This is a genomic window from Arenimonas sp., from assembly GCF_047602345.1.
Classification (GTDB): Bacteria; Pseudomonadota; Gammaproteobacteria; order Xanthomonadales; family Xanthomonadaceae; genus Arenimonas.
Map to the genome: position 1 here is coordinate 93,237 of NZ_JASGHN010000004.1, position 25,760 is coordinate 118,996.

The following is a 25,760-nucleotide window of genomic DNA, read 5'->3' on the forward strand; positions in this document are numbered from 1 at the left end:
CCCGTGCCGCCCAGGCGGGGAGAGAGACTTTCGGAGGAATCGGGAAGTGAGGACCAGGCGCCGCGAGGCGCTTTTTTCATGTCCGCGTTTCAGGCAGCCGCTTTGGGCTGCCGTCGGGCGTGGGATCAATCGCGCGCTTCGTCTTCTTCCATGCCGAGCCAGTCGCGGTGCGGCAGGCCGAGCACACCATCCATCAGCGTGGGCAGGAGTCCGGAGGGCGCTGCGCTTTCGCTGTTCCAAAGCACGACCAGGCCCAGATCCTGGTCCGGCAGCAGGGCGATGAGTCCGCGATAGCCCTGCACGGCACCGCCATGGAAGATCATCGTGTGCCCGGAATAGTCGTACACGCGCCAACCGAGCGCGTAGTAGGCATCGGTCAGGCGCTCGCGCCGCCAGGCCGAGCCGCGGGTTTCGCCCGGCGTCGACACCTGCGGCGTGTGCGTGACGTTGAGCAGATCCGGCGAGAGCACGTCCGGCCGATGCCCGGTCTGCGCGATCAGCCATTGCGCCATGTCGGCGATGCTGGCGTTGACGCCGGCGGCCGGCGGCACGCGGTAGTAGGTTTCCTTCGGACGCACGGCCATCCAGTTGCGGCCCTTGCGCACGTGCGGTCGTGCCCAGCTCGGGCTCGCTTCCAGGCCTTCGCGTCCGTAGGTGGCGTTGTGCATGCCGAGCGGATGGAAGATGCGTTTCTCGACCTGGTGTGGGTAGAAGTCGCCGGTCGATGCGAAGACCAGGTCGCCGATCAGGCTGAAAGCGATGTTCTGGTAGGCATAGCAGTCGCCGGGCGTGCAGGACATCGGCGCGTCCGACAGCCGCTCGGCGAGCAGCGGATAGGGCGAGTCGCGCTCGAGGTCGCGGTCGTAGGTATTGCGACCAAGACCGACGCGATGGCTGAGGATGTCGCGAACCGTGACCTTCTGCGCGCCCTGGTAGTCGCGCAGCTTGAAGGCCGGCAGCTGGTTGATGATCGGGCTGTCCCAGCTCATCGCCCCTTCTTCGACCAGTTGTGCCGAGACCGTGGCGGCGAAGGCTTTCGACAACGAGGCCAGACGGAACACGGTGTCGGTTCCGACCGCCTGGTTCGTGCTGCTGTCGGTAACGCCATACGCGCGTAGAGAGACGATCTTGCCGTTCTGCACGACGGCCAGCGCCAGCCCGGGCAGGCGTTGTTTCTCCACCAGTTCGCCCGCAAGGCGCTCGAGTTCGCGCGCCTGCGGCGTGGCATCGATGGTCGGCGCGCGTCGCATCGCGACCGCCGTATCGGCGCCCGCCAGCGGGACGACGGGCGCTTGCGTCGGCGGGGACGCCGGCGCGGCGATGCTGCGGCCGGAGGTGAACATGGGCGCGGCGGCCATCAGCAGGATCGCCGCAAGGACAACGAGCGCGAGACTGGCTTTCTTGTCTCTCATGACAGACGTATGCTTGCGACGAAGGCCCATTCTAGCGTGCGGCCTCCGTCTCGGCCTGAACAGGGGATATCGCCATGATCGTGTTGTTGGTATTTGTCGTCCTTGCCGTGATCGCCGCCTTCTGGGCGGTGGGCATCTACAACGGCCTGATCACGGGACGGAACGCGTTCAAGAACGCCTTCGCCCAGATCGACGTGCAGCTCACCCGGCGCCACGACCTGATTCCGAACCTGGTCGAGGTCGCGAAGGGCTACATGTCGCATGAGCGCGAAACGCTCGAAGCGGTGATCAAGGCACGCGCCGCCGCCGTCAGCGGCCTGGCCGCGGCCAAGGCCAATCCTGGCGATGCCGCCGCCATGCAGCAGCTCGCCACGGCCGAACAGGGCCTCGGCGGCGCGCTCGGCCGCCTGATGGTCGTCAGCGAGCAGTACCCGGACCTGAAAGCCAACCAGAACATGATGCAGCTCTCCGAGGAACTGACCTCGACCGAGAACCGTATCGCCTTCGCCCGCCAGGCCTTCAACGATTCCGTCATGGCCTACAACAACAAGCGCGAAGTCTTCCCCTCGAACATCGTCGCCGGCATGTTCAACTTCGCCGCCGCGGCCCTGCTGGAAATCACCGAGCCCGAGAAGCGCGAAGCGCCCAAGGTTTCCTTCTAGCGATCGCAGGCACGGCCCCGCCCGCATTGGCGGCGGGGCCGGCTTATCGATCGCCACTGCCAGCGCCAGGCAAGCATGAATTTCTTCGAGCGCCAGAACGCCGCGCGCCGCCAGTCGAAGCGGCTGCTGTTCCTGTTCCTCCTCGCGGTCTTCGCCATCGTCGCGGCGGTGGACCTTGTTTTGCTGTTGGCTTTCGGTTTCTCGGGCGAAGACGCCGCCTCGCCAGCGAGCCCGGTGCCGGCCCTGGTCGTGAGCAGCCTGGCGACGCTGGCGATCATCGGCGGCGCGACCTTGTTCCGCATCGCCCAGTTGCGCGAAGGCGGCGTGGCGATCGCGCGACAGATGGGCGGCACGCAGGTGCCGGAGGACACGACCGATTTCCAGCTGCGCCGCCTGCGCAACGTGGTCGAGGAGATCGCGATCGCCTCCGGCGTGCCGGTGCCACAGATCTTCGTGCTGGACGACGAGGCGGCGATCAACGCCTTCGCCGCCGGCTACGCGCCCAGCGACGCCGCCGTCGCGGTCACGCGCGGCGCGCTGAACCGGCTCAACCGCGACGAGTTGCAGGGCATCGTCGCGCACGAATACAGCCACATCCTCAACGGCGACATGCGCCTGAACATCCGCCTGGTCGGCCTGTTGTTCGGCATCCTGGTGCTGGCGTTGATCGGCCGGAAGATCCTCGAGCACGGTCGTTTCCGCGGCAAGGACGGTGCGCCGGTCTTGCTGATGGCCCTGGGGTTCATGCTGATCGGCTACGTCGGCCTGTTCTGCGCGCGCCTGATCAAAGCCGGCCTCAGTCGCCAACGCGAATACCTGGCCGATGCGTCCGCCGTGCAGTTCACCCGGCAAACGACCGGTATCGCCGGCGCCTTGAAAAAGGTCGCGGGTTTGGCCGAAGGCTCCAGACTGACGCGTTCCGACAGCGAGGAAGTCAGCCACATGCTGTTCGGCGACGGCATCGGCTATTCCTCGTTGATGGCCACCCACCCGCCCTTGTTCGATCGCATCAAGGCCCTTGAGCCGAACTTCCGGCACGATCAGCTGAAGGACATGGCGATCCGCTGGAATGCGAAGCCGCCCGTCGGCATCGAAGAAGACGTGGCCCTGGGCCTGACCGATGGCAAGCGTTCGCCCTTGCCGGCGGTCGCCGCGCAACTGACGGTCACGCCGCCGTCGGTCGTGTCCCAGGTCGGCGCACCACAGGCGGACGACTACCGCCGCGCCGGTGCGATGACCGATGCCATCCCCGAAGTGTTGCAGCGCGCGGCCCGCGACCAGGGCGACGCACCGGCCCTGTTGTTCGGCCTGCTGCATGCGCCGGCGGGCAAGGTGCGCGATCGCCAGCAGTACGAACTGATCGCGCGCAGCGACGAGCACACCGCGCGCCAGGCGCTGGACTATGCCGACCGCACCACCGACCTGCATCCGATGCTGCGCCTGCCGCTGGCCGCGTTGGCCTTCCCGGTGCTGCGTCGACGGCCGCGCCCGGAACTGCAGCAGTTCATCGACACCGTGTTCGCGCTGGTGCATGCCGACGGCCAGGTCAGCCTGTTCGAATACTGCCTCGGACGTTTGTTGCAGGTACAGGTGACCGAAGCCCTGGATCCCTCGCGCGCCTGGGTGCCCGGCCGCAAGCGCCTGGCCGATGCGGTCGACGCCGCGACGAGTCTGATGACGGTGCTTGCCCGCGCCGGGCATGACAATCCCGCCGAAGCGCAGCGTGCTTACCTCGCCGGCATGGCCCGCGTGTTGCCGCGGGTGAATGCGCCCTATGCGCCACCGTCGAACATGCTGGCCACGCTCGATGCGTTATGGCCCGTGCTCGATGCGGTCGAACCGGTGGGCAAGGAGTTGCTGATCGAAGGCCTGGTCGCGGCGATCAGCAGCGACGGCCAGGTGGCCGTCGGAGAAGCGGAGCTGTTGCGCGTGGTCTGCGCTTCCTTGCATTGCCCGCTGCCGCCGATGCTGGAACAGCGCGAGTCGCGCCTGTCCTGAGGCAGTTTCGCGTCAGGCGCGGCCGCGGATCAGGTCGGCGGCGCGTTCGGCGATCATCATCGTCGGCGCGTTAGTGTTGCCGCCGATCAGCTTGGGCATCACCGAGGCATCGACGACGCGCAGGCCCTGCACGCCGCGAACGCGCAATTGCGCATCGACCACGGCCTGCGGATCGTTCGCCGCGCCCATCCGGCAGGTGCCGACCGGGTGATAGATCGATTCCGCCTTGCGCCGGATGAAGGCGACGATTTCCTCGTCGCTCTGCGTGGCGGCGCCAGGCAGCAGTTCTTCGCCGCGGTAGGGCGCGAAAGCTTCCTGCGCGAAGATCTTCCGCGACAGTTTGAAGGCTTCCACCATCACCTTCAGGTCGAAGCCGTCGGCATCGTTCAGGTAACCCGGGTCGATGCGCAGCTTGTCGGCCGGATTCGCACTGACCAGGCTGAGGCGGCCGCGACTGCGCGGGCGCAGGAAGCAGGCGTGCACGGTGTAGCCGTAACCGGGCATGACGTTGCGGCCGTGATCGTCGAGCTGGGCCGGCACGAAATGGAACTGCAGGTCCGGGCGTTCGTCTTCGGCGAGGGCCGAGCGCAGGAAGCCGCCGGCTTCGGCGATGTTGCTGGTTCCCGGCCCCTGCTTGAACAGGAAATACTGCAGGCCGACCATCACGTCGCTGGCTTGGTCGTAGGTCAGTTTCTGCGTGCAGCGCTGCATCGTGCAGATGTCGAGATGGTCCTGCAGGTTGGCGCCGACGCCGGGAAGGTCCACGCGCACGTCGATTCCCTGCGCGCGCAGCTGTTCGGCCGGCCCGATGCCAGACAGCATCAGCAGTTGCGGCGAATTGAGCGCACCGCCGCAGACGATGACTTCGCGACTCGCGCCTTCGCAATAGGCACCGCGGCCGTGCACCGAATACACGACGCCATTGGCGCGCTCACCATCGAAGGTGACGCGCGACGCCAGCGCATGCGTGACGACGCTGAGGTTTTTCCGGCTGCGCACGGGCTTGAGGTAGGCCTCGGCGCTGGAACTGCGCGAACCCTTGCGGGTCGTCGTCTGGTAGAAGCCGAAACCTTCCTGGCGCGGGCCGTTGAAATCCTCGTTGCGCGGGAAGCCCGCCTGCGCCGCCGCGTCGACGAAAACCGGCGACAAGGGGTTTTCGTGCAGGCGGTCCGATACCGCCAGCGGGCCGTCGCCGCCGTGCAGTTCGCTGGCGCCGCGCGTATTGCACTCGCTGCGCTTGAAGTAGGGCAACACCTTGTCCCAGCTCCAGCCTTCGGCGCCCAGCGCGGCCCATTCGTCGTAATCGCGCGCATGGCCGCGGATGTAGCACATGGCATTGATCGAACTCGATCCGCCCAGGACCTTGCCGCGTGGCCACCACAGGCTGCGTCCGTCCAGATTGGGTTCCGGCGCCGTGTTGTAGTCCCAGTTCACGCCCTTCTGCCCGACCAGTTTGGCTAGGCCCGCAGGCATGTGCACGAAGGGATGCCAGTCGCTGGGCCCCGCTTCCAGAAGCAGTACCTTGACGCCGGGGTCCTCGCTCAGCCGGTTGGCGAGCACGCAGCCGGCGGAACCGGCCCCCACGATGATGTAGTCGTACACAGCACTGCCTAAAAGCCGCAACGGAGCGAGGCTAGGCCCGGGCGGCTAGAGCAATTGCTCAAGGCCGTGGCATCCGGGCGATTTCGGCTAAGCTGCGGCATCGAATCGTGACGGCCCCCGCATGTCGCAAACCTCCGGATCGAACTCCCTATGGTCTCTGGTGACGGGGTCGCGACCGCACGAACGCATGGCCTTGCTGGTCTCGTTCCTATATTTCTTCAGCATTCTGGCGGCCTATTACATGCTGCGGCCGCTGCGTGAGCAGCTCGCCGCCGCCGTAGGCTCGACCAATCTCTGGCCGTTCTGGCTTGGCGCTTTCATCGCGATGCTGGTGTTGACGCCGGTATTCGGCTGGCTGGTCGCGCGCTTCACGCGCGAACGCTTCATGCCGATCATCTATGGCTTCTTCATCCTGGGCCTGCTCGCTTTCGTCCCGGCGTTCCGGGCGCAGGACGAGATCGGGCCGCGCCTGCTCGGCATCGTCTTCTATATCTGGCTCAGCGTATTCAACCTGCTCGTGGTGTCGGTGTTCTGGAGCTTCATGGCGGACATCTTCGACAACGGGCAGGCGCGACGCCTGTTCCCGATCATCGCGCTCGGCGGCACCGCCGGTGCGATCGCGGGGCCGTTGGTGGCATTGGCCCTGCCGGTGGAATCGCTGCTGTTCGCCGCGTCGGGTTTGCTCGCACTGGTGCTGGTCTTCGTGTATTGGCTTTCCGCCTGGGCTCGCCGCCACCCGAGTCCGGACCGGCGGCTCGAATCTTCCGACGACGTGATCGGCGGAAGCGTATGGGCCGGCCTGAAGCAGCTGTTCACCACGCCGTTCCTGCGCAACATGGCGGCGGTCATGTTGCTCGGCGATGCCATCGGTACCGTCGCCTACGCCTTGGTGGCGGACTATGCCGGCAGCCACTATTCGGACCGGGAAGCGCGCAAGGATTTCTTCGCGCAGCTCGACCTGATCACCAACTGCCTCGTGGTCGTCATGCAGGTCGGCATCACGCGCTGGATCCTGCTGCGTTTCGGTTCGGCCATCGGCATCGTCGTGCCGCAGGTATTGAACGTGCTGGTGCTGGTGACGGCGGCCCTGATCGGCGACATGGCTATCGTCGCCATGCTGGTCATCACCCGGGCCGGCGCCTACGGCATGCATAAGCCGGCGATGGACAGCTTGTACACGCGAGTGAGCCGCGAGGCGCGTTACAAGGGCAAGAACGTTATCGACACGACCGTCTGGCGCTTCGGCGACGTACTGGTATCCGGCAGCATGGCCTTGCTCGCGCCGTTCGCGATCGGCGTCTTCGGCTATGGCTTGGCTGCGGCCGTGGCCGCGATGTTCTCCGGTGCGTTCGGCTGGCGCGCGGCCAATTCGCCGGACCTGCAACCGGAGCGTGCGGGTTCGTCCTGATCGACGACCCGGATCAATCTCGACGAATTGATCCGAGCGATGAACGGCGCGCACGAAGCCCGGCAATGCCTGGTCGACGGTCGCAGCGACGGTGGCCGACCGGAGGCCGATGTGCGGGAACCTTCCTGATGCACTGGCGTCGAAGAGCCATGAAGATCGCATTCACGATACGGCAGGCGATCGTCGCCCTGCTCCTGGCCCTGTGCCTGCCCGGCCTGGCGATGGCGCAGTCCGATCCCGTCGCCGCCCGCGAGGTCGACGCGCTGATCGCCGACATCGCGGCGCTCAAGGGCGCCATCTTCATCCGCAACGGATCCGAATACGACGCGACGAAAGCCGCCGAGCATATGCGCCTGAAGCGTTCGCGCGCGGGTAAGCGCCTGCGCACCGCCGAGGACTTCATCCGCTATTGCGCGACGGCTTCGTCGATGAGCGGCAAGAAGTACCGCCTGCGCTTCGCCGATGGCCGCGAGCAGGACGTGTCCGACTACCTCTCGGCGCGGTTGCAGGCGTTGCGGCGCCAGCACGCCGCCAGGACCTAGCGCAGGCCTGTATTTCCCGAGGCCGGCTCGGTAGGCTTGCCGGATTCTCCGCCATCCCGGATCGCGCCATGCCTTTCGCCCGCCTGCCTCTCGCCGCCCTTTGCGCCAGCCTGCTGTTGCTGGGAGCCTGCCGTTCTGCGCCCGATACGCGCGAAGAACCCGTGGCCTCCGACGTCGTGGGCGAAGCGGCGAAGTCGCCGTATCCGGCCAGTTATGCCGGCGAGCTGCCCTGCCGCGACTGCGAACGCATCGAAGCGCGCCTGAACCTGTTCGGCGACGGCGTATATTACCTGCAGGAAACGCATCGTGGTGGCGCGTCCGACGGTGTGGTCAGCGACGACATCGGACGCTGGAGTCGTACCGGCGAGAAATCCCTGCGTCTGGACGGTGGGCGCGAGACGCCTCTGCTGTTCGACGAGGATGCCGGCGGCGCCCTGTTGTCGGCCGATGGCGGTTCGCATCGTTTCGAGCGCGACGCCACGCTGCGCGTGCTCGAACCGCGCATTCACCTGCGCGGCATGTTCGTCGCGCTCGGTGGCGGGGCGCGTTTCCACGACTGCCTGACCGGCCGCGATATCGAGGTCGCGACCGATGCCGACTACGCGGCGCTCGATCGCGCCTATGCGGCGAACGACCCGTCCTCGAGCGGCCAGCCGGTGCTGGCGACGGTCGACGGCCGCATCGCGCAGCGCCCGAAGACCGATAGTCCGCAATTGCAGTCGGCTCTCGTGGTGGAGCGCTTCCGCAAACTGTGGCCGGGCGAATCCTGCAGCGCGCGCTATGTCGATGCCGACCTGTTCGGCACCACCTGGAAACTGGCGCAGATCGACGGCCGCCTGGCGATCGCGGCGCCCGAGGGCAATCCGGGGACGTTGATGCTGGACGAAGGCGCGCAACGCGCCAGCGGTTCGACCGGATGCAATCGCTACACCAGCGCGTTCGCGATGGAAGACGGTCAGGTGCGTTTCAGTCCCGCAGCCATGACGCGCATGGCCTGTCCGGCGCCGGCCATGCTGCAGGAAACCGCCTTCGCCGCGATGCTGGACAAGGCTGCGCGCCTGAAGGTGTCGGGTCAGCAGCTGGAAGTGCTGGACGAGGCCGGCGCGGTCATCGCCCGCTTCGATGTGATGCCCTTGCCGGTGGAATGAGGCTCAGCGTTTCGGCGCCGGGCTCAGCCACATGCGGATTTCCGCATTGAACACGCGTTCGCCGGACGCATCGAGCACATCGACGTTGACCGGCAGGTCGTAGCCGGTCTCGCTGGCGACTAGGGGAATGTTCGGCGTGGCGATGCCGCGTAGCCGGCCCTTCGCCTTCTTCAGGTAGGACACCGTCATGCCTTTGGGAATCCAGCGCATGCCCCGGGGCAGGCTGGCGTCGGTCATCACGCCGGCGGTGAGCTCGGCGAGGTTGCATAGCGCGATCGCATGCACCGTGCCGATGTGGTTGTGCAGGCGTCGGCGGTCCTCGATGGTCGCTTCGCAGCGACCGTTTTCCAGCAAGGTGAAGCGCGGCGAGATCGTGCCGAAGTACGGCGCCTTGAAACAGACCGCGCGACTGAACAACCACTGCCCCAGTGGCCAGCGTTCGAACTTGCGGTAAAGGGCGAGCAGGGGCGTGACGGCTTCGCTCATGGCGATCGATCCGGTTCGTGATGGCATGCGGCGGCTGGTCTTGCTCCAGCCGCCGCTCTGTGGGATTGCGCGCGGGTTCGCTTCGCGATCAGGCGGCGCGTTCGCGCTGCCGTTCCTGCGTGCGATGCAGCGATGCCGCCTCGAGTTCGGACGAATCGAAATCGTCGACGGTGATCGCATCCCAGGTCAGCTCGCGCAGTTCTTCCAGTTGCACGCGCTCTTCGCTGGTGATCCAGCCTTCGCGCACGCCTTCGTTCAGCTGCTCGGGGAAGGTGAGCGCTTCGATGTCGCTGTTCTTCAGCGCCTTGAGGAATTTGCGTTCCACCGGTTCGGCCAGGATCACCTTCGCCAGAGCCGAATTGATGCGGCCGGCGGGATTGTTGGCGCAGGGCGTCAGGAACACGCCGTCGCCGAGGCGGTCGCGCGCATCGGAAGGCGACATCAGCAGAGCGGCGGCGCGATGGCCGAGGCGATCGCTCGGTTCCTGCGCGCGACGGCCCCAGGGGAAGACCAGCATCCACAACAGCCACGCGGCCGGACGGATCGGGAAGTTGCGCAGCGCCGCCGACATCGCCAGTTCGATCTTGTGGCAGCTGTCATGGAAAGCGAAGGCCAACAAGGGCTGTTCCGTCGCTGGCCGGCCTTCTTCCTCGTAGCGCTTGAGCATCGCGCTGGCGATGTACAGCTGGCTCAGCACGTCGCCCAGGCGAGCGGACAGGCGTTCCTTGAACTTGAGCTTGCCACCGAGCAGCAGCATCGACGTATCGGCGAGCAGGGCGAGGTTGGCCGAGTAGCGGTTGAGCTTGCGGAAGTAGCGACGGGTGTAATCGTCGCCCGGCGCGCCGCCGATCTTGGCGAACGTGAGGCCGAACCACCAGCTGCGCACCGCGTTCGAGATCGCGAAGCCGATATGGCCGAACAGGTTGGCGTCGAAATCGCGCAGGCGCACCGCCGGATCGGGATGTTGCGCGGCCTGCATTTCCTTCAGCACCCACGGATGGCAGCGGATCGCGCCCTGACCGAAGATCATCAGCGAGCGCGTCATGATATTCGCGCCTTCGACCGTGATCGAGATCGGCGCCGCCTGCCAGCCGCGGCCGAGGTAGTTCTTCGGCCCGAGGATGACGCCCTTGCCGCCGTGGATGTCCATCGCATCGCGCGCGACTTCGCGCGCCATTTCGGTGCAGTGGTATTTCGCGATCGCCGACGGCACGGCGGGTTTCTCGCCACGGTCGACGGCCGAGGCCGTCGCCTGCGACAAGGCGCTGGCGGCATAGGCATTGCCGGCGATGCGCGCGAGCGCTTCTTCGACGCCCTCGAAACGACCGATCGACAGACCGAACTGCTTGCGGATGCGCGAGTAGGCACCGGTGACGACGGCCGCGAGTTTCGACGCGCCGCTCGACGTCGAGGGCAGGGTGATGGCGCGACCGACCGACAGGCATTCGACCAGCATGCGCCAGCCGTGGCCGATGTAATCTTCGCCGCCGATCAGCTGAGACAAGGGCAGGAACACGTCCTTGCCGTGGATCGGACCGTTCTGGAACACGCAGTTCAGCGGGAAGTGGCGCCGCCCGATGTCCATGCCGGGCGTGCCACGCGGAACGAGCGCCAGCGTGATGCCGCGATCCTTCTCGTCGCCGAGCAGGCCTTCCGGATCGTACAGACGGAAGGCAAGGCCGATGATCGTCGCCACCGGCGCCAGCGTGATGTAGCGCTTCTCGAAGTTCAGGCGCACGCCGAGCACTTGCGCACCGTTCCATTCGCCCTTGCAGACGATGCCGAAGTCCGGAATCGACGTCGCATCCGAACCGGCCGTCGGGCCGGTCAAACCGAAGCAGGGCACCTCGCGGCCGTCGGCCAGGCGCGGCAGATAGAAATCCTTCTGCTCCTGCGTGCCGTAGTGCAGCAGCAGTTCGCCCGGGCCGAGCGAGTTGGGCACGCCGACGGTGGAACTGAGCGTCGCCGACACCGAGGCGAGCTTCATGATCACGCGGTGATGCGCGAAGGCCGAGAAGCCGAGGCCGCCGTATTGCTTCGGGATGATCATGCCGAAGAACTTGTTGCGTTTGACGTAATCCCAGACTTCCGGCGCGAGGTCGGCGCGGACGTGCGTCGTCTCCCAGTCGTTGGTCATGCGGCAGACTTCTTCCACCGGGCCATCGATGAAGGCGCGCTCTTCGGCTGTGAGCTCGGGCTTGGGTTGGTCGAGCAAGGTCTTCCACGCGGGGCGGCCGGAGAACAGCTCGCCTTCGAAGCCCACCGTGCCCGCTTCCAGCGCGACTTTCTCGGTATCGGAAAGCGGCGGCAGGATCTTCGTATAGAAGCGCAGTGCGTAGCGCGTGATCAGGGCCTGGCGGATCGGCGTGATCAGCAGGGGCAGCACCACCAGCGCCAGCAGCACGCCTGCGGTCACCGTCGCCGCGAAACTCGCGCCGGCCAGTCCGCACACGACGAGCACGCTGGCGGCGATCGCGGCGAACACGGCCAGCGACCAGCGGTGATAGGCCGCGATGCCGGCCACGACCAGCAGGGCGAGGAAGGGGGCGATGATGCTCATGCGTTTGCTCCGGAAACGGCGGCACTCTCGGTGCCATTGCTCTTGTCTGTGGAAAGGGGGGCGGCGCGAAGATCGGCCGGATGGGGATAGTGTGCGCCCAAAAAACGCAGCAGGGCATCGCTGAAAGCGTCGTTGTCGTCGCCCGCCACCATGTGGGTGGCATCGGGCAGATGGACGTGTTGCGCGTCGGGCAGCAGCGATTGGAAATGCGCGATCGTGCGTTCGGAGACGATATCGCTGCGGCCGCCGCTGACCAGGAGCACCGGCACGTCGATGCCGCGCGTGGCTTCGCTGATGCGGTCCTGCAACTGATGGCTGCCGAGAACGAATTCCTCGATCAAGCGCGGATCCCAATGCCAGCGCAGGCGGCCGTCGTCGTCGCGGCGCAGGAGATGCTCCAGTTGCGAAGCGCGCTTGCGCTCCCGCCGATGCGGCAGGTAGGCGGAGATCGCGTCGGCAGCGTGTTCGAAGTCGTCGAACCCGTCCGGATGGGCCGTCATGAAGCCGACGATGCGTGCGACGCCGGCGGCCTCCCATTGCGGCGTCACGTCGACCAGCACGAGGGCCGAGAACGGGGCGGCGAAGGATTGCGCCATCAGCCCGGTTAGGCCGCCCATCGATGCTCCGACCAGCACCGGTTTCGGCGGCAGGGTGCGGGCGACGCTGAGCACGTCGTCGACGAACTGTTCGGGCTGGTATGCACGATCGGAGGGATTGCGCCCCGATCGGCCGTGCCCGCGCATGTCCCAGCTGAGGTTGGCATGCCCCGCCAGCGCCAGCCTGGATTGTGTGGTCGCCCAGCTCTGCCGGGTCTGCCCGAAGCCATGCGCGAGCAGGACGGAAACCCGCTCGCCGGCGTGCGACTCGGCCGCCAGCGGCAGGCCGTCGGCGGCCTGGATCGTCAACGGCGAAGCAAGGGAGGGCTGATGAACCATACGCGTTAGTATGGATTCGCGTCTATCGACTGTCAATACCAGAGCGTATGGTGCATGATGGCCGATGTGAAGGTTTTATCTACGCCTTTCGCCCCGTAAAATCGCAACCGTATGGTCATGCCTGCGCAAAAAATGGAAAAGAGCCGCCTCAGCGCCGACGATTGGGCCATTGCGGCCCTGGATGTCATTGCAGAACAAGGGCTTGCGGCGGTCGCCGTGGAGCCGCTAGCGCGCCGCCTGGGAGTGACCAAGGGCAGCTTCTACTGGCACTTCCCCTCGCGCGAAGCCTTGCTGGTGGCGGCGCTGGAGCGCTGGGAGAAGAGCGAGCAGGAAACCGTTTTCGGTCAGCTGGAAGCGGTGTCCGACCCCCGCGCCCGCTTGCAGGCCTTGTTCCGGCTCGTGGCGCATGAGCTGAAACCACACGTTATATATAGCGAGCTGCTAAAGGCGCTCGACCACCCGGTCGTCAAGCCGGTCCTGGGCCGCGTGTCCCAGCGCCGCCTGGACTACCTCACCGCCAGTTTCCGCCAGGCCGGCCTGGCCAGGCTGGACGCGCAGAACCGCGCCCGCCTGACCTACGCCGCCTATGTGGGTTTCCTGCAGCTGAGCCTGCAACTCGGTCAGCCGCGCCTTCATCACGACGAATTCGAGGCCTACGTAGGCCACGTGATGACGACCTTGATTCCCGACTGATTCTTTCGCGCGACTTGCGCGCGCGACAACGTTTTCCTATCGCAGAGCTTCGCCATGTCCAGCCAACTCGCCGCCCTCAACGAATGGGTGCAATCCGTCGCCAAACTCACGCAGCCCGAGCGCATTCAATGGTGCGACGGTTCCGATGCCGAAAATCGCGGCTTGATCGACCTGATGTTGGGAACGGGCGACCTGATCAAGCTCAACCCCGATACGCACCCGAACTGCTACCTGCATCGTTCGCATCCCAGCGACGTCGCGCGCGTCGAGCACCTCACCTTCGTCTGCACGACGAGGGAAGAGGACGCCGGTCCGAACAACCACTGGATGGCGCCGGCGGAAGCGCACGCGAAGATGAACGCGCTGTACGACGGCTGCATGCGCGGCCGCACGATGTACGTCATTCCGTATTGCATGGGCCCGATCGACTCGCCGCTATCGCGTTGCGGCGTGGAGATCACCGATTCGCCCTACGTCGTCGCCAACATGCGCATCATGACGCGCATGGGCGCGGCGGCGCTCGCGCGCATCGAGCGCGAAGAGAAGTTCGTGCGCGGCCTGCACTCGGTCGGCGACCTGAATCCGGATCGTCGCTTCATCATGCATTTCCCGGAAGAACTCTCCATCCAGAGCTTCGGTTCGGGTTACGGCGGTAACGCCTTGCTCGGCAAGAAGTGCCATGCCTTGCGCATCGCCAGTTACCAGGCGCGCAACGAAGGCTGGCTGGCCGAACACATGCTGATCGTCGGTATCGAGAATCCGAAGGGCGACACGCACTACGTCGCCGCCGCGTTCCCGAGCGCCTGCGGCAAGACCAACCTGGCGATGCTGATCCCGCCGGAAGGCTATCGCCGCGACGGCTGGAAAGTGTGGACGGTCGGCGACGACATTTGCTGGATGCGTCCGGGTGCCGACGGGCGCTTGTACGCGATCAATCCCGAAGCCGGGTATTTCGGCGTCGCGCCGGGTACCAGCGCCAAGACCAATGCCAATGCGCTGGCGATGCTCAACCAGGACGCGATCTTCACCAATGTCGGCGTCACCGCCGACAACCAGCCGTGGTGGGAAGGCCTGCCGGACGGAACGCCTGCGAAAGATTGGCAGGGCCGCGATTACGACGCCAAGAACGGCCCCGCTGCGCATCCGAACTCGCGTTTCACCGTGTCGGCGAAACAGTGCCCCAGCTACACGGCGAAGGCCGAGGATCCGCAAGGCGTTCCGCTGTCGGCGATCGTTTTCGGCGGCCGGCGCGAGTCGCTGGTGCCGCTGGTGTTCGAAGCGCGCGACTGGACGCATGGCGTGTTGGTCGGCGCGTCGATGGCGTCGGAGACGACGGCCGCCGCCACCGGCGCGGTCGGCATCGTGCGTCGCGATTCGATGGCGATGAAGCCGTTCGCCGGCTACAACTTCGCCGACTACTTCGCGCATTGGCTGTCGTTCGACCAGCCGGGCGCGCAGCTGCCGAAGATCTTCCACGTCAACTGGTTCCGCAAGAGCAGCGACGGCAAGTTCCTGTGGCCGGGCTTCGGCGACAACCTGCGGGTGCTCGAGTGGATGCTCAAGCGCGTCGACGGTTCCGTCGACGCGGTCGCCACGCCGATCGGCAACTTGCCGAAAGCCGGCGACCTCAACACGGCTGGTCTCGGACTCGATGCCGGCGTGATGGAAGAACTCCTGCACGTGGATCGCGAGGGCTGGTACGACGTGATGGAGAACATCGGCGACTACTTCAACGGTTTCGGCGAACGTACGCCAACGGCCCTGAAGACCGAACTACAGAAGATCACCGCCCAGCTCGCCTGAACCTCAGCGGCGAACGACCAAGCAGGGCGCCTTCGGGCGCCCTTTTTTTCGACGAACACGCATTTGTTGGAATTGCGTTGAAATTTCGTTGCGCCGCTCGTCCCCGGAACCAAGGTCTTGGTCCCGCATTGGCGGACCTTCGTCATGGCCGGCGCATAATCCCCGGGGGAGGCCGGGCCAGGGGGTGCGAGATGCCCGCAGTCCTGGCGCCTGTATCGGCGGCCGATTCTCGGCACTCCGGAAAAACCATTGAAAAACATGAAGTTGGACGACTTTTTCGGGCCCGCGAAGGGGCCCGAATGCACATCCAATTAGTGACGTGGCTCTATATTGTTAAAGATTCGTTCCATGCTATATTCGACCCGTCATGCCCAGTGCGTTGACGTCTCTTTTCCGTTCCATCGTCCCTAATGAGGGTTAACAAATGGCTTACAAGGTCATCAATAAAGGTCTGCAGCGGACCGCACTGAGCGTCGCGCTCGGTATGTGCTTCGTTGGCGGCGCCTACGCGCAGTCGAACTCGACCGGTAACATCTCCGGTACGACGACGGCCGGCGCTACTGTCGTCATCGAGAACGAGGCCACTGGCTTCCGTCGTGAAATCACGGCTGATGCCAACGGCTTCTACCGCGTCGGTAACCTCGCCATCGGCGACTACAAGGTCACCGCCGGCGGTCAAACCAAGACGGTCAACGTCAGCATCGGTCAGACGACCGATATCGGCGCCGTGGAAGTGGTTGGCGGCGGCATCATCAACGCCATCGACGTGTCGTCGGTCGAGTCGACCACGATCCTGACGGCCGAGCAGATCGCCAAGGTCCCGGTTGCGCGCAACATCACCAACGTCGCCCTGCTGGCTCCGGGCACGGTGCGCGGCGACGCCGCTTTCGGCAACCTGGCCTCCTTCGGTGGCGGCGCGGTGTCCGAGAACGGTTACTTCGTCAACGGCTTCAACATCACCAACTCGTTCAAGAACCTCAACTTCGCCCAGATTCCGTTCGAAGCGATCGCTGAGCAGCAGGTCAAGACGGGTGGTTACGGCGCTGAATTCGGTCGTATGACCGGCGGCGTGATCAACATCGTGACCAAGCGTGGTACCAACGACTTCCACGCGGGCGGCAACATCTTCTACACCCCGGAATCGCTGCGCGGCCACAACCCGAACGTGTACTACAACGATTCGCGCTATCCGGATGGCAAGCGCATCGTGTCCGACAACAGCAAGGACAGCGCTGGTTCCGTCACCAACGCGGCCGTGTGGGCCAGCGGCGCGCTGGTCAAGGATCACCTGTTCGCCTATGCCCTGTTGAGCTACAGCTGGGTCAATGGCGCCGACACCTACGGCAGCATCTTCGGCTCGACCAGCAACACGCTGTCGCAGCGCACGCCGACCTGGTTGTTGAAGTTGGACTGGGCGATCAACGACAGCCACTCGCTGGAACTGACCGCGTTCTCCGACAAGATCAAGCAGGAAATCGACGTCTATTCGAACGGCGTCGCCGGTCGTAGCATTTCGAACCAGGGTCCGCTGAACGGCACCGCCTCGACCGCCGGCAACGGCTGGAACGGCACGCCGGGTGGCCCGCAGACTCCGTACCCGCCGCTCACCCCGGCCACCACGGACCTGTCGACCGATGTGTCGCTGACCCGTACCGGCTTCCTGGGCACCACGTTCGACGAGAACGGCGGCACCAGCTGGTCGCTGAAGTACACCGGCTACCTGACCGACAACTTCACCCTGTCGGCCCTGTACGGCCATGGTGAGTCCAGCCGTTCGAACTACGGCATCGCCGCCAACGGCATCGTCGCCGAGTACACCGGCGTCGTCGGCAGCGCCGTGTCCGGCTGCCCGCCGCTGTCGTCCACCGTCGGCTCCGCTCCGCCGAGCTGCTCCTTCATTGGCGTGATCGGCACCAAGGAAGCCCAGGACGAGCGTGACCAGTTCCGTATCGACGCGGAATGGTCGATCGGCGACCACCTGCTGCGCTTCGGCTACGACCGCGACGATTTCACCTCGGTCGACGGCGAAGCCTACGAAGGTGGTTCGGCTTGGCAGTACCGCTCCAACTACCTGAACGCTTCGCCGGGCACCCCGGGCAGCGTGCGTCGCCGCGTGTTCCAGTCCGGCGCCACGGTGGAAGTGAACTCCGAGGCCTTCTACATCGAAGACCGCTGGCAGGTCACCGACAACTTCCTGGCCTACGTCGGCCTGCGTTGGGACAGCTTCGAGAACGTCAACAACGACGGCGAGACCTTCGTCGAGATCAAGCGCCAGTTCGGCCCGCGTCTGGGCTTCAGCTGGGACATCAACGGCGACGGCAAGTACAAGCTGTACGGTAACGCCGGTCGCTACTCGCTCCCGCTGACGGCCACCGTCGCCGTGCGCGGCGCCTCGGCTTCGCTGTTCCTGGAAGAGTTCTACACCTTCACCGGCGTGGATCCGACCACCGGCGCGCCGACCGGTCTGACCCTGGTCACCAACCCGAACTGCGGCTGCTTGCACCGCTACCTGAACAACGAGTTCGGCGTGTCCAAGGATCCGAACGGCATCGCCGATCTGGATCTGCAGCCGATGTACCAGGACGAGTACATCCTGGGCTTCCAGGCCCAGCTGACCGACCACCTGAGCGGCGGCGTGCGCGGTATCTACCGCGAACTGAAGGCGGCGATCGACGACCAGTGCGATTACCGTCCGATCTACGCTTACGCGGCGGCCAATGGCCTGGCGTTCAACCCGTACAACCCGGGTTTTGCGTTCTGCCATCTGTACAACCCGGGTGAAGACGCGACGTTCTCGATCGACATCGACGGCGACGGCACCTTCGAAACCGTGCACCTCGACGCTGCCACGCTGGGCCCGAAGGCCAAGCGTACGTACAAGGCGGTCGAGTTCTTCCTGGAAGGCAGCTGGGACAAGTTCTTCCTGCAGGGTTCGTACACCTGGGCGAAGAGCTCGGGTAACACCGAAGGCGGCGTGAAGTCGGATATCGGCCAGGACGACACCGGCACGACGCAGGACTTCGACTATCCGGAGCTGACCATCGGTTCGATGGGCTACCTGCCGAACGATCGTCGTCACGCGTTGAAGCTGTTCGGTAACTACGAGTTCACCGAAGAGTGGTCGGTGGGCGCGAGCCTGCTGGTGCAGTCGGGTCGTCCGATCAACTGCTTCGGCTTCCTCGATGGCGCGAACGTGTCGCACTACGCCAACGGCTACTTCTCGTGCAATGACGGTCAGACGGAGCCGCGTTACATCGCGAACCCGAACTACAACCCGAACCTGCCGCTGTCGTCGACGAACCCGCGCACGATCCAGAACCCGAACTGGCACAACGGCGGCAACAACGGCACGACGATCGTGTCGCGCGGTACGCGTGGTCGCACCGAGTGGCAGCGTACGCTCGACCTGAACGTGGCGTACAAGCCGAAGTGGGCCGACGGTCACCTGACGATGAAGATGGACGTCTTCAACGTGTTCAACTCGCATGCGGTCACTTCGGTGGTCGAGCAGGGTGAAAACACCGCCGGCGAACCGCAGCCGGATCGTTACAAGACGCCGACGGGCTTCCAGGCTCCGCGTTCGTTCCGCTTCATGGTGCAGTACGACTGGTAATATCGGTCGGAAGCATTGTTGTATTGAGCGGCCGCCTTCGGGCGGCCGCTTTTTTTTCGCCGGTCGGTGGCCTTTACGGCGGCGACAGCCGACAATTCCGTCATGACGACGGCAAACGACGGGCAGGCACAGCGGTTGTGGACTCAGGGCGAAAACGCCCTGGCCCGGCGCGACCGTGCCGGCGCCCGCGCAGCCTTCCAGTCGTTGCTGGCCCTGCAGCCCGGACACGTTCCCGCCCGACTTCGCCTGTCCACGCTGGCCACCGCCCAGGGGCGTTACCGCGACGCCGTCGCCGAATTGCAGGCGATCGTCGCCCTACATCCTTCCGAACCCGAGTTGCTCGCCCTGTTGGCGGGCATGCTGCATCGCCTGGGCGAGAGTGCCGAAGCCATCGCCTGCGCCACGCATTCCGCCTGGGGAATCAGCCGCGATCCGGCTCAGATCGAGGACATGGCGGATCTGCTCGTGCAGTTGGGCCAGCTCGACGCGGCCACGATGCAGTTGGACCGCGCCGATCGCCTGTCCGGAAGCAGCGCGAGGTCGCTCTACCTGCGCAGCAACATCGAATTGTTCCGCGGTCGCCTGGACGAGGCGACGACGGCCGTCGAAACCTGCCTCGCCCGGGCTCCGGCGCACGCGCAGGCGCATTGGTTGCTGTCCCGGTTGCGTCGCCAGAGCGAAGCATCCAATCATGTCCCGCGCCTGCAGGCCCTGCTCGGGCGCGACCTGCCGGCAGTCGATCGCGTCAGTCTGGCGTTCGCCCTGTTCAAGGAGCTGGACGACCTCGGGCGCCAGGACGAAGCCTGGCAGGCGCTCAGCCTGGGCTGCTCCGGCAAGCGCGCGATGCTCGACTATCGTCCTGCCGAGGAGGCGAGGGCGTTCGACGTCCTGCAGCGATGGCGGCCGCCGACGCGGGTGCAGGCCCCCGGCGTCGAGGCCGGCGCGCAGCCGATCTTCATCATCGGCCTGCCGCGCACCGGCACCACCTTGCTCGAACGCATCCTGGGCGGCCATCCCGATGTCGAGAACGCCGGCGAACTTGACGACCTGCCCCTGCAGTTGCGCTGGTGCTGTGACCGGTTCTCGAAGAATTTCGTCGATGCGGAGCTGTTCGACACGGCCGCGAGGATCGACTTCGGCGTGTTGGGCCGGCGCTACCTGCAGCATGCGCAATGGCGTGCCCGCGGCAAGCCGCGTTTCACCGACAAGCTGCCGCTCAATTTCCTGCATGCCGGCTTCATCGCCGAAGCCTTGCCTCAGGCGCGCATCCTCCACATGAGCCGCAATCCGATGGACAGCTGCCTGTCCAATCTGAAGGAACTGTTCGCCGAAGCCTATCCTTACAGCTATCGGCTGGATGAATTGGCGGCGCACTACGGCCGATACCGCCGCTTGATGGCGCATTGGCATGCGCTGTATCCAGGCCGGATACTGGATATCGCCTACGAAGAGCTGGTTTCCGATCCGGAGACGCAGGCGCGACGCATCTTCGAATTCTGCGGCCTGGACTGGGCGCCGGAGAGCCTGGACATCGCCAGCAATCCCGCGCCGGTAAGCACGGCCAGCAGCGCGCAGGTACGCGAAGGAATCCACCGCGATCGCGTGGAAAACTGGCGGAAATACGCGCAGCCTCTGGAGCCCTTGCGCGAACGACTTGCGGCGGAGGGTTGGCTGTGACGGGCGGCGATGCGCATACGATCGCGCGCGTCGATGCCTTGCTCGCCCAGGGCGACGCCAGGCAGGCCGCGACGCTGGCGCAGGAGGCCATCGCCGGCTCGAGCAGCATGGCGCTGGTATTTCGCCTGGTCCTCGCCCTGCTCAAGCAGGGGCGCTATCGCGATGCCGCGGCGCAGATGCCCGGTGCGGCATTGCTCTGGCCCGAGCAGCCGGCCGAACTGATCGAACTCGGCAAGCGCCTGATGTACTTCAATCAGACCGAGGCCCTCGCGGCATTCACGCGCCGCTTGCTGCAACGGCCCGTCTGGCATGCGGCGGCAGAATGCGATTTCGCTTCATTGGTGAGCATGGCGGGCGAACAGGAACTGGCGCGTCAGTTGTTCGATCGCGCCATCGCCTCGGTCGGCCTGGATCCGGTGCGACGTTATAACCGCAGCCAGATGCTGCTTTACGCCGGGCGCCTGGCCGAAGCCGAAATCGACCTGCGCGAATGCCTGCGGCAACAACCCGGCATGGCCAAGGCCTGGTGGGGTTTGAGCAAGCTCACGCAGGTGCGTGCCGAACAGGCGGACCTCGAAAGCATGCGCGTGCTCGCTGCACGCTTGCCGGCGAACTCGCCGGACGAAAGCTTCCTGCGTTATGCCCAGTTCAACCTGCTCGATCGCGGCGACCGCGTGGACGAGGCCTGGATCAGCCTGGAGCAGGCCTGCCGCAGCAAGCGCGCCCAGACCGCCTACGATGCGGCTGCCACGCATGCGCACCTGCAACGGTTGATGTCCACGCCGATGCCGGCGGCCAGCGGCGGCAACGACGCCGACGACGGGCCCACGCCGATCTTCATCGTCGGCATGCACCGGTCCGGCACGACCCTGCTCGAACACGTGCTGGGAAACCACAGTCAGGTGGCGGAGGCGGGCGAGCTCTACGATTTCCCCGCGCAACTGCGCCTGGCGATCGACGCGCATTTCGCCGGGCCTTCCGACGTACGCGTGCTCGATCGCGTCGATCGGATCGATTTCGCCGCGCTCGGACGCGGCTATGTCGAGCGCGTTCGCTGGCGCGCCGGCGGAAAAAATTTCCTGGTCGACAAGCTGCCTTCGAACTTCCTCAACATCGGGTTCCTGCGCGCCGCGTTGCCGCAGGCGAAGATCCTGCATATGCGCCGTAGCGCGATGGGCACCTGCTTCTCGAATCTGAAAGAACTGTTCTCCAACGCCTGCGCCTACAGCTACGACCAGAACGAGCTGGCCGAATATTTCGCCGATTACCGGCGATTGATGCGCCATTGGCACGCCTCGCTGCCGGAATACGTGCTCGATGTTTCCTATGAAGCCCTGACCGCCGATCCGGAAGCCGAAGCGCGACGGGTGCTCGAGTTCTGCGGCCTGCCCTGGGAGCCGGCCTGTGCCGGCAGCCGCGACAATGCCCGTGCCGTGAATACCGCCAGCAGCGCCCAGGTGCGCGAACCGATCCACCGCCGCAGTGTCGAGGCTTGGCGCCGCTACGAGACGCGACTGGCGCCCCTGCGCGCCCGGCTGGCCGCCCTGGGCGAGCTCGATTGAGACGGGCTTAAACCATTGCGGCGCACGCGGCATCAGACCTCGTATGCTGAATGTCGCCATGAGCCCCGAATCGGAAAACGCGCTGCTCGCGCCCGCCCTTGCGGCGGACGAGGACCACGAGCTCGTTCGTGCCTCCGGCCGGGGCGACATGCGGGCGTTCGAGGCCTTGTATCGCCGGCATTCGCGTCGCATCTACGCCGTGGTCTGGCGTTTGTGCGGCGGGCAGGCGGCGCGAGCCGAAGACCTGGTGCAGGAGGCGTTCCTGCGAGCCTGGCAGGCGCTGCCGGGCTTCCGTTTCCAGAGCGCCTTCTCGACCTGGTTGCATCGGCTGGCGGTGAATACCGCGCTGATGGAATTGCGCAGCCGCAGCGGCGGGCAGGAGCTGGAGACGGACGATGCGGCGCTGGAGTGGCAGGCCTCGGCCGACACCGCCGGCCAGCGCACGCGCGAACAGCTCGATCTGGAGCGGGCCGTCGCGACCTTGCCGGAGCGCGCCCGCGCGGTCCTGGTGCTGTACGACATCGAAGGCTGGAAGCATGAGGAGATCGCCGCCGAACTGGGCATGGCGGTCGGAAGTTCGAAAGCGCAGTTGCATCGCGCACGCAATCTGTTGCGCACGCGATTGGGAGAAGAGCATGAACGAGACTGATCTGCGCTGGCGCCTGCGCCAGCTGCCGCGGGAAATGGAACCCGCGCGCGACCTGTGGCCCGACATCGCTGCGGCAGCAACGCGCGCTTCGGCCAAACGGCGATGGCCATGGATGCATTCGCTGGCGATGGCTGCGTCGATTGCCTTGGCGTTCGGGCTCGCCTGGCGTATCGCGCCGGCGCCGGTGATGCCGATGACGACGGCCGCGCAACCCGACGAGGAAGCGCGCGTCCTCGAACGCGAAGCCACCGCGATGACGCGCGAGTACCAGGCCGCCCTGCGCGAGTTCGATGGCGCTCCGGTGCCGGGCAGCCTCGAACCCGGGCTGCGCGTGCTCGACGACAGCGCCAGGCAGATACGTGCCGCGATCGCCGTCAATCCCGATTCCCCCGCCTTGCTGCAGCAGTTGCGCAAGACCTATTCACGCCGGCTGGCGCTGACGCAACGCGCGCTCACCAGCTGAACCATTCAAGGAGAAGTAGCATGTCACTCATCAAACTCGCGCCGCTCGCCCTGGCCATTGCAGCCCTGCCGGCGTTCGCCGGCACCCCGATCAACGAAACCCGCGCGCTGGCCGCCGACGGCAGCGTCAGCATCGAGAACATCAAGGGGCGCATCATCGTCCGCACCTGGGCCCAGCCCCAGGTCAGGATCACCGGCTCGCTCGGCAAGGGTGCGGAGAAGCTTGAGGTGGACGGCGACGGCCGTGACCTGAGCATCGAGGTCAAGTATCCCGATCACAAGGGCAATTGGAGTTGGAATCGCAACGACTTCGAGCCGACCACGCTCGAGATCACCGTTCCGCAGAAAGCGTCGCTCGATATCGAATCGGTCGCCGCCGACGTCGACGTGCAGCAGATGGCGGGCCGCAAGCTCGACGTCAGCAGCGTCAGCGGCAATGTCGTGGTGACGGCGTCGTCGCCTGGTCAGGCCACGGTCGAGAACGTCAGCGGCGACATCACCTTGCGCATCACCACCGACAGCGTCGACGTCGAGAACGTCAGCGGCGACATCAACATCCAGGGCGGCCTGAGCGGGCGCGTCTCGGTGGAAACGGTGTCCGGCAATGCGACGGTACTGGCCAAGACCCTGAGCAAACTGCAGTTCAGTTCGGTGTCCGGCGACGCCGACCTGCAGGCCGCGCTCGCGACCAATGGCGTCGTCACCAGCGAAACGGTGAGCGGTACGCTGCGGCTCGGCCTGCCGAAGGCGACCAGCGCGCAACTGAGCATCGAGACCTTCAGCGGCGACATCAACAGCCCGGTCGGCAAGGTCGATCGCGAAGAGTACGGCCCGGGCAAGTCGCTCAACGCGCGCCTCGGCCAGGGTCAGGGCAAGATCCGGCTGGAATCCTTCTCCGGCAACGTCAACGTCGAGCTGAAGTAAACTCCGACGAGTCGGCGCCCTCGAGCAGTCGCTCGAGCGGCGCCAGAGCATCGGCATAGCGTTTCCAGCCGCCGATGTTGCGGCGATGGATCGGTTGTCGCACCTGTGCGCTGCTGGCGGTGGATACCGGCAGCGCGCTGTCCTCGACCCGGATCTGTTCCGGCCGGTAGTCGAGGCCGCAATAGTCCATCACGCGCCGCGCCTCCGTATCCGGATCCGAGACCATGGCTTCGTAATGCACGTCGAGGATGCGGCCTGGTGCGATCGAATGCCAATGCGCCATCAGCCGCGAGTAGTTCCGGTAGTGCGCCGCCAGGTCTTGGAAATCGTAGCTGTAAGGGTGCGCATTGGCGGCGAACAGTTCCTTCAGATTGGAAAAGCAACTGTCCATCGCGCCGCGACGTAGGTGCACGATCTTCGCCTGCGGCAGGGCGCGCAGGATCAGTCCCGCGAGGATGAAGTTGCCGGGATTCTTGTCGCTGAAGTGTCGCGTGCTTGGCGTGCGCCAACCGACGTGCTGAAGGTAGCGCTGCCCCAGTTCGTCGAAATCCACGTCCGCCAGGCGGGCGATGCCGGTTTCGTCGATGAAGCCCAGGCAGTGATGGTCGCTGGCCCACTTGAACTGCATGCGGAAATCGTTCAATTCGCCGCATAGCGTGACGTCGCGGTTCCCGCCCAGGATGCGTTCGAGCAAGGTGGTGCCGGTGCGCGGCATGCCCAGCACGAAGATCGGTATCTTGGCCGACGGGTCGATGACGGAAGCGCGCAGGAAATCCGCGCCGCAGGCGGCGGCCAATCGATCGAGGAGCGCGGTTTCGGCGGCGGCATCGTATTCGACGCGGCGACGCTTGCTGGCCGCGCCCGCCGCCAGCGCCTGCCAGGCTTCCCGTGTCGCGTCGATGCCGTCGAGTTCGCGGAACAGCGCGTACTGCAGGTAGGCGCGATCAGGATGATCGTCGGCCGTCGCCGCCAGCGTGCGGCGGATGCGGTCGATGCGTGGCGCGGGGTCGCCCCCGGCGCCGAGATAGGCCAGCGCCCAGTGCGCATAGGCGAAGTTCGGATTGATCGCCAGCGCGCGCTCGTATTCGGCCGCGGCTTCGTCGAGGCGGCCGAGGAACTTCAGGTAGTTGCCGCGGATGTAGCCGACGGAATCGGCCTGGATACCGTAAGAGATGGCGGCGTCGAGATAGCGCAGTGCATCTTCATGCTGTTCGATCAGGCTCAGCTGCTGAGCGAACTCGACCAGGAAAGGCGGAGCCTTCACCGCGCGCGGATCGATCTTGCGGATCACGGCGAAGGCGCGCTCGTATTCGCCGACGGTGATCAGGCGCAGCGTTACCGCGGCGATATGCTGCAAGGATTGCACGCCCATCTTTTCGGCGGCCTGCAGGGCGTGCCGAGTCGACAGACGATATTCGTCGCGATGGCTGCGCAAGTTGGCCAGCATCAGATGGGCGGGCGAATGCAGCGGTTCCTTGTCCAGCACACGCTCGCCGGCCCGCAGCGCCGCGTCGAAATCGCCGGCGTTGTACGCGCGCTCCGCCTGCTGCCAGGCGATCGAAGTCGGGTTTGCCTGGCCGCGGGATGGATCGTTCGGAACGGATGTCATGGCGCGATTCTAAAG

19 protein-coding genes are annotated in these 25,760 nt (G+C 65.7%); 13 read left to right on the forward strand and 6 right to left on the reverse strand.

Annotation, left to right across the window (positions count from 1 at the left end; all coding sequences use genetic code 11):
- Nucleotides 1–125: 125 nt before the first annotated feature.
- Nucleotides 126–1,412 carry a serine hydrolase domain-containing protein gene (locus QM707_RS02440; protein ID WP_415000284.1) on the reverse strand — a complete coding sequence of 429 codons (1,287 nt, stop codon included), beginning with the start codon at nucleotides 1,410–1,412 and terminating at the stop codon, nucleotides 126–128.
- A gap of 68 nt (nucleotides 1,413–1,480) precedes the next feature.
- Between QM707_RS02440 and QM707_RS02445 the strand changes: the two genes are divergently transcribed.
- Nucleotides 1,481–2,074: a LemA family protein gene (locus tag QM707_RS02445; RefSeq protein WP_415000515.1), complete on the forward strand. Its 594-nt coding sequence runs from the start codon at nucleotides 1,481–1,483 to the stop codon at nucleotides 2,072–2,074.
- Between the two features lie 75 nt (nucleotides 2,075–2,149).
- Nucleotides 2,150–4,072 carry a M48 family metallopeptidase gene (locus QM707_RS02450; RefSeq protein ID WP_415000285.1) on the forward strand — a complete coding sequence of 641 codons (1,923 nt, stop codon included), beginning with the start codon at nucleotides 2,150–2,152 and terminating at the stop codon, nucleotides 4,070–4,072.
- A gap of 12 nt (nucleotides 4,073–4,084) precedes the next feature.
- On the opposite strand, the gene QM707_RS02455 is transcribed toward QM707_RS02450, so the two are convergent.
- A complete protein-coding gene (locus tag QM707_RS02455) occupies nucleotides 4,085–5,674 on the reverse strand; it encodes a GMC family oxidoreductase (RefSeq protein ID WP_415000286.1) in 1,590 nt (529 codons plus the stop codon).
- Nucleotides 5,675–5,834: 160 nt separating this feature from the next.
- On the opposite strand from QM707_RS02455, the gene QM707_RS02460 reads away from it, so the two are divergent.
- From QM707_RS02460 to QM707_RS02470, 3 genes are all read left to right on the forward strand, one after another.
- A complete protein-coding gene (locus QM707_RS02460; RefSeq protein ID WP_415000287.1) occupies nucleotides 5,835–7,082 on the forward strand; it encodes an NTP/NDP exchange transporter in 1,248 nt (415 codons plus the stop codon).
- A gap of 149 nt (nucleotides 7,083–7,231) precedes the next feature.
- Nucleotides 7,232–7,624: a DUF5329 family protein gene (locus tag QM707_RS02465; RefSeq protein WP_415000288.1), complete on the forward strand. Its 393-nt coding sequence runs from the start codon at nucleotides 7,232–7,234 to the stop codon at nucleotides 7,622–7,624.
- 68 nt (nucleotides 7,625–7,692) lie between these two features.
- Nucleotides 7,693–8,772, forward strand: coding sequence for an META domain-containing protein (locus QM707_RS02470; RefSeq protein WP_415000289.1), 1,080 nt, complete (start codon nucleotides 7,693–7,695; stop codon nucleotides 8,770–8,772).
- A 3-nt stretch (nucleotides 8,773–8,775) separates the two neighbouring features.
- On the opposite strand, the gene QM707_RS02475 is transcribed toward QM707_RS02470, so the two are convergent.
- The 3 genes from QM707_RS02475 to QM707_RS02485 all read right to left on the reverse strand — a co-directional run bounded on the left by QM707_RS02475 (nucleotide 8,776) and on the right by QM707_RS02485 (nucleotide 12,753).
- Nucleotides 8,776–9,258 carry a hotdog fold domain-containing protein gene (locus tag QM707_RS02475; RefSeq protein WP_415000290.1) on the reverse strand — a complete coding sequence of 161 codons (483 nt, stop codon included), beginning with the start codon at nucleotides 9,256–9,258 and terminating at the stop codon, nucleotides 8,776–8,778.
- 88 nt (nucleotides 9,259–9,346) lie between these two features.
- A complete protein-coding gene (locus tag QM707_RS02480; RefSeq protein ID WP_415000291.1) occupies nucleotides 9,347–11,818 on the reverse strand; it encodes an acyl-CoA dehydrogenase in 2,472 nt (823 codons plus the stop codon).
- Nucleotides 11,815–12,753 carry an alpha/beta fold hydrolase gene (locus QM707_RS02485; RefSeq protein ID WP_415000292.1) on the reverse strand — a complete coding sequence of 313 codons (939 nt, stop codon included), beginning with the start codon at nucleotides 12,751–12,753 and terminating at the stop codon, nucleotides 11,815–11,817. Before QM707_RS02485 ends, QM707_RS02480 begins: the two co-directional genes overlap by 4 nt.
- A gap of 111 nt (nucleotides 12,754–12,864) precedes the next feature.
- Between QM707_RS02485 and QM707_RS02490 the strand changes: the two genes are divergently transcribed.
- The 8 genes from QM707_RS02490 (at nucleotide 12,865) to QM707_RS02525 (ending at nucleotide 24,136) form a co-directional block, all read left to right on the forward strand.
- Nucleotides 12,865–13,446, forward strand: a complete 582-nt coding sequence (locus QM707_RS02490; RefSeq protein ID WP_415000293.1) for a TetR/AcrR family transcriptional regulator — start codon at nucleotides 12,865–12,867, stop codon at nucleotides 13,444–13,446.
- A gap of 54 nt (nucleotides 13,447–13,500) precedes the next feature.
- A complete protein-coding gene (locus QM707_RS02495) occupies nucleotides 13,501–15,249 on the forward strand; it encodes a phosphoenolpyruvate carboxykinase (GTP) (protein WP_415000294.1) in 1,749 nt (582 codons plus the stop codon).
- Nucleotides 15,250–15,673: 424 nt separating this feature from the next.
- Nucleotides 15,674–18,862: a TonB-dependent receptor gene (locus QM707_RS02500; RefSeq protein ID WP_415000295.1), complete on the forward strand. Its 3,189-nt coding sequence runs from the start codon at nucleotides 15,674–15,676 to the stop codon at nucleotides 18,860–18,862.
- A gap of 102 nt (nucleotides 18,863–18,964) precedes the next feature.
- Entirely contained in the window at nucleotides 18,965–20,539 is a 1,575-nt protein-coding gene (locus tag QM707_RS02505; protein WP_415000296.1) for a tetratricopeptide repeat-containing sulfotransferase family protein, read from the forward strand.
- The gene (locus QM707_RS02510) at nucleotides 20,536–22,101 is read left to right on the forward strand and encodes a sulfotransferase (protein WP_415000297.1); all 1,566 of its coding nucleotides are present in this window, start codon (nucleotides 20,536–20,538) and stop codon (nucleotides 22,099–22,101) included. The genes QM707_RS02505 and QM707_RS02510 overlap by 4 nt, the downstream gene beginning before the upstream one ends.
- Nucleotides 22,102–22,159: 58 nt before the next feature.
- Nucleotides 22,160–22,750, forward strand: a complete 591-nt coding sequence (locus tag QM707_RS02515; protein WP_415000298.1) for an RNA polymerase sigma factor — start codon at nucleotides 22,160–22,162, stop codon at nucleotides 22,748–22,750.
- The gene (locus QM707_RS02520; protein WP_415000299.1) at nucleotides 22,737–23,213 is read left to right on the forward strand and encodes a hypothetical protein; all 477 of its coding nucleotides are present in this window, start codon (nucleotides 22,737–22,739) and stop codon (nucleotides 23,211–23,213) included. Before QM707_RS02515 ends, QM707_RS02520 begins: the two co-directional genes overlap by 14 nt.
- A 20-nt stretch (nucleotides 23,214–23,233) precedes the next feature.
- Nucleotides 23,234–24,136 (forward strand): DUF4097 family beta strand repeat-containing protein, encoded by a 903-nt coding sequence (locus QM707_RS02525; protein WP_415000300.1) that lies wholly within the window; start codon nucleotides 23,234–23,236, stop codon nucleotides 24,134–24,136.
- Here the strand turns inward: QM707_RS02525 and QM707_RS02530 are convergent.
- Nucleotides 24,117–25,745 (reverse strand): tetratricopeptide repeat-containing sulfotransferase family protein, encoded by a 1,629-nt coding sequence (locus QM707_RS02530; RefSeq protein WP_415000301.1) that lies wholly within the window; start codon nucleotides 25,743–25,745, stop codon nucleotides 24,117–24,119. The genes QM707_RS02525 and QM707_RS02530 overlap by 20 nt on opposite strands.
- Between the last annotated feature and the right edge of the window lie 15 nt (nucleotides 25,746–25,760).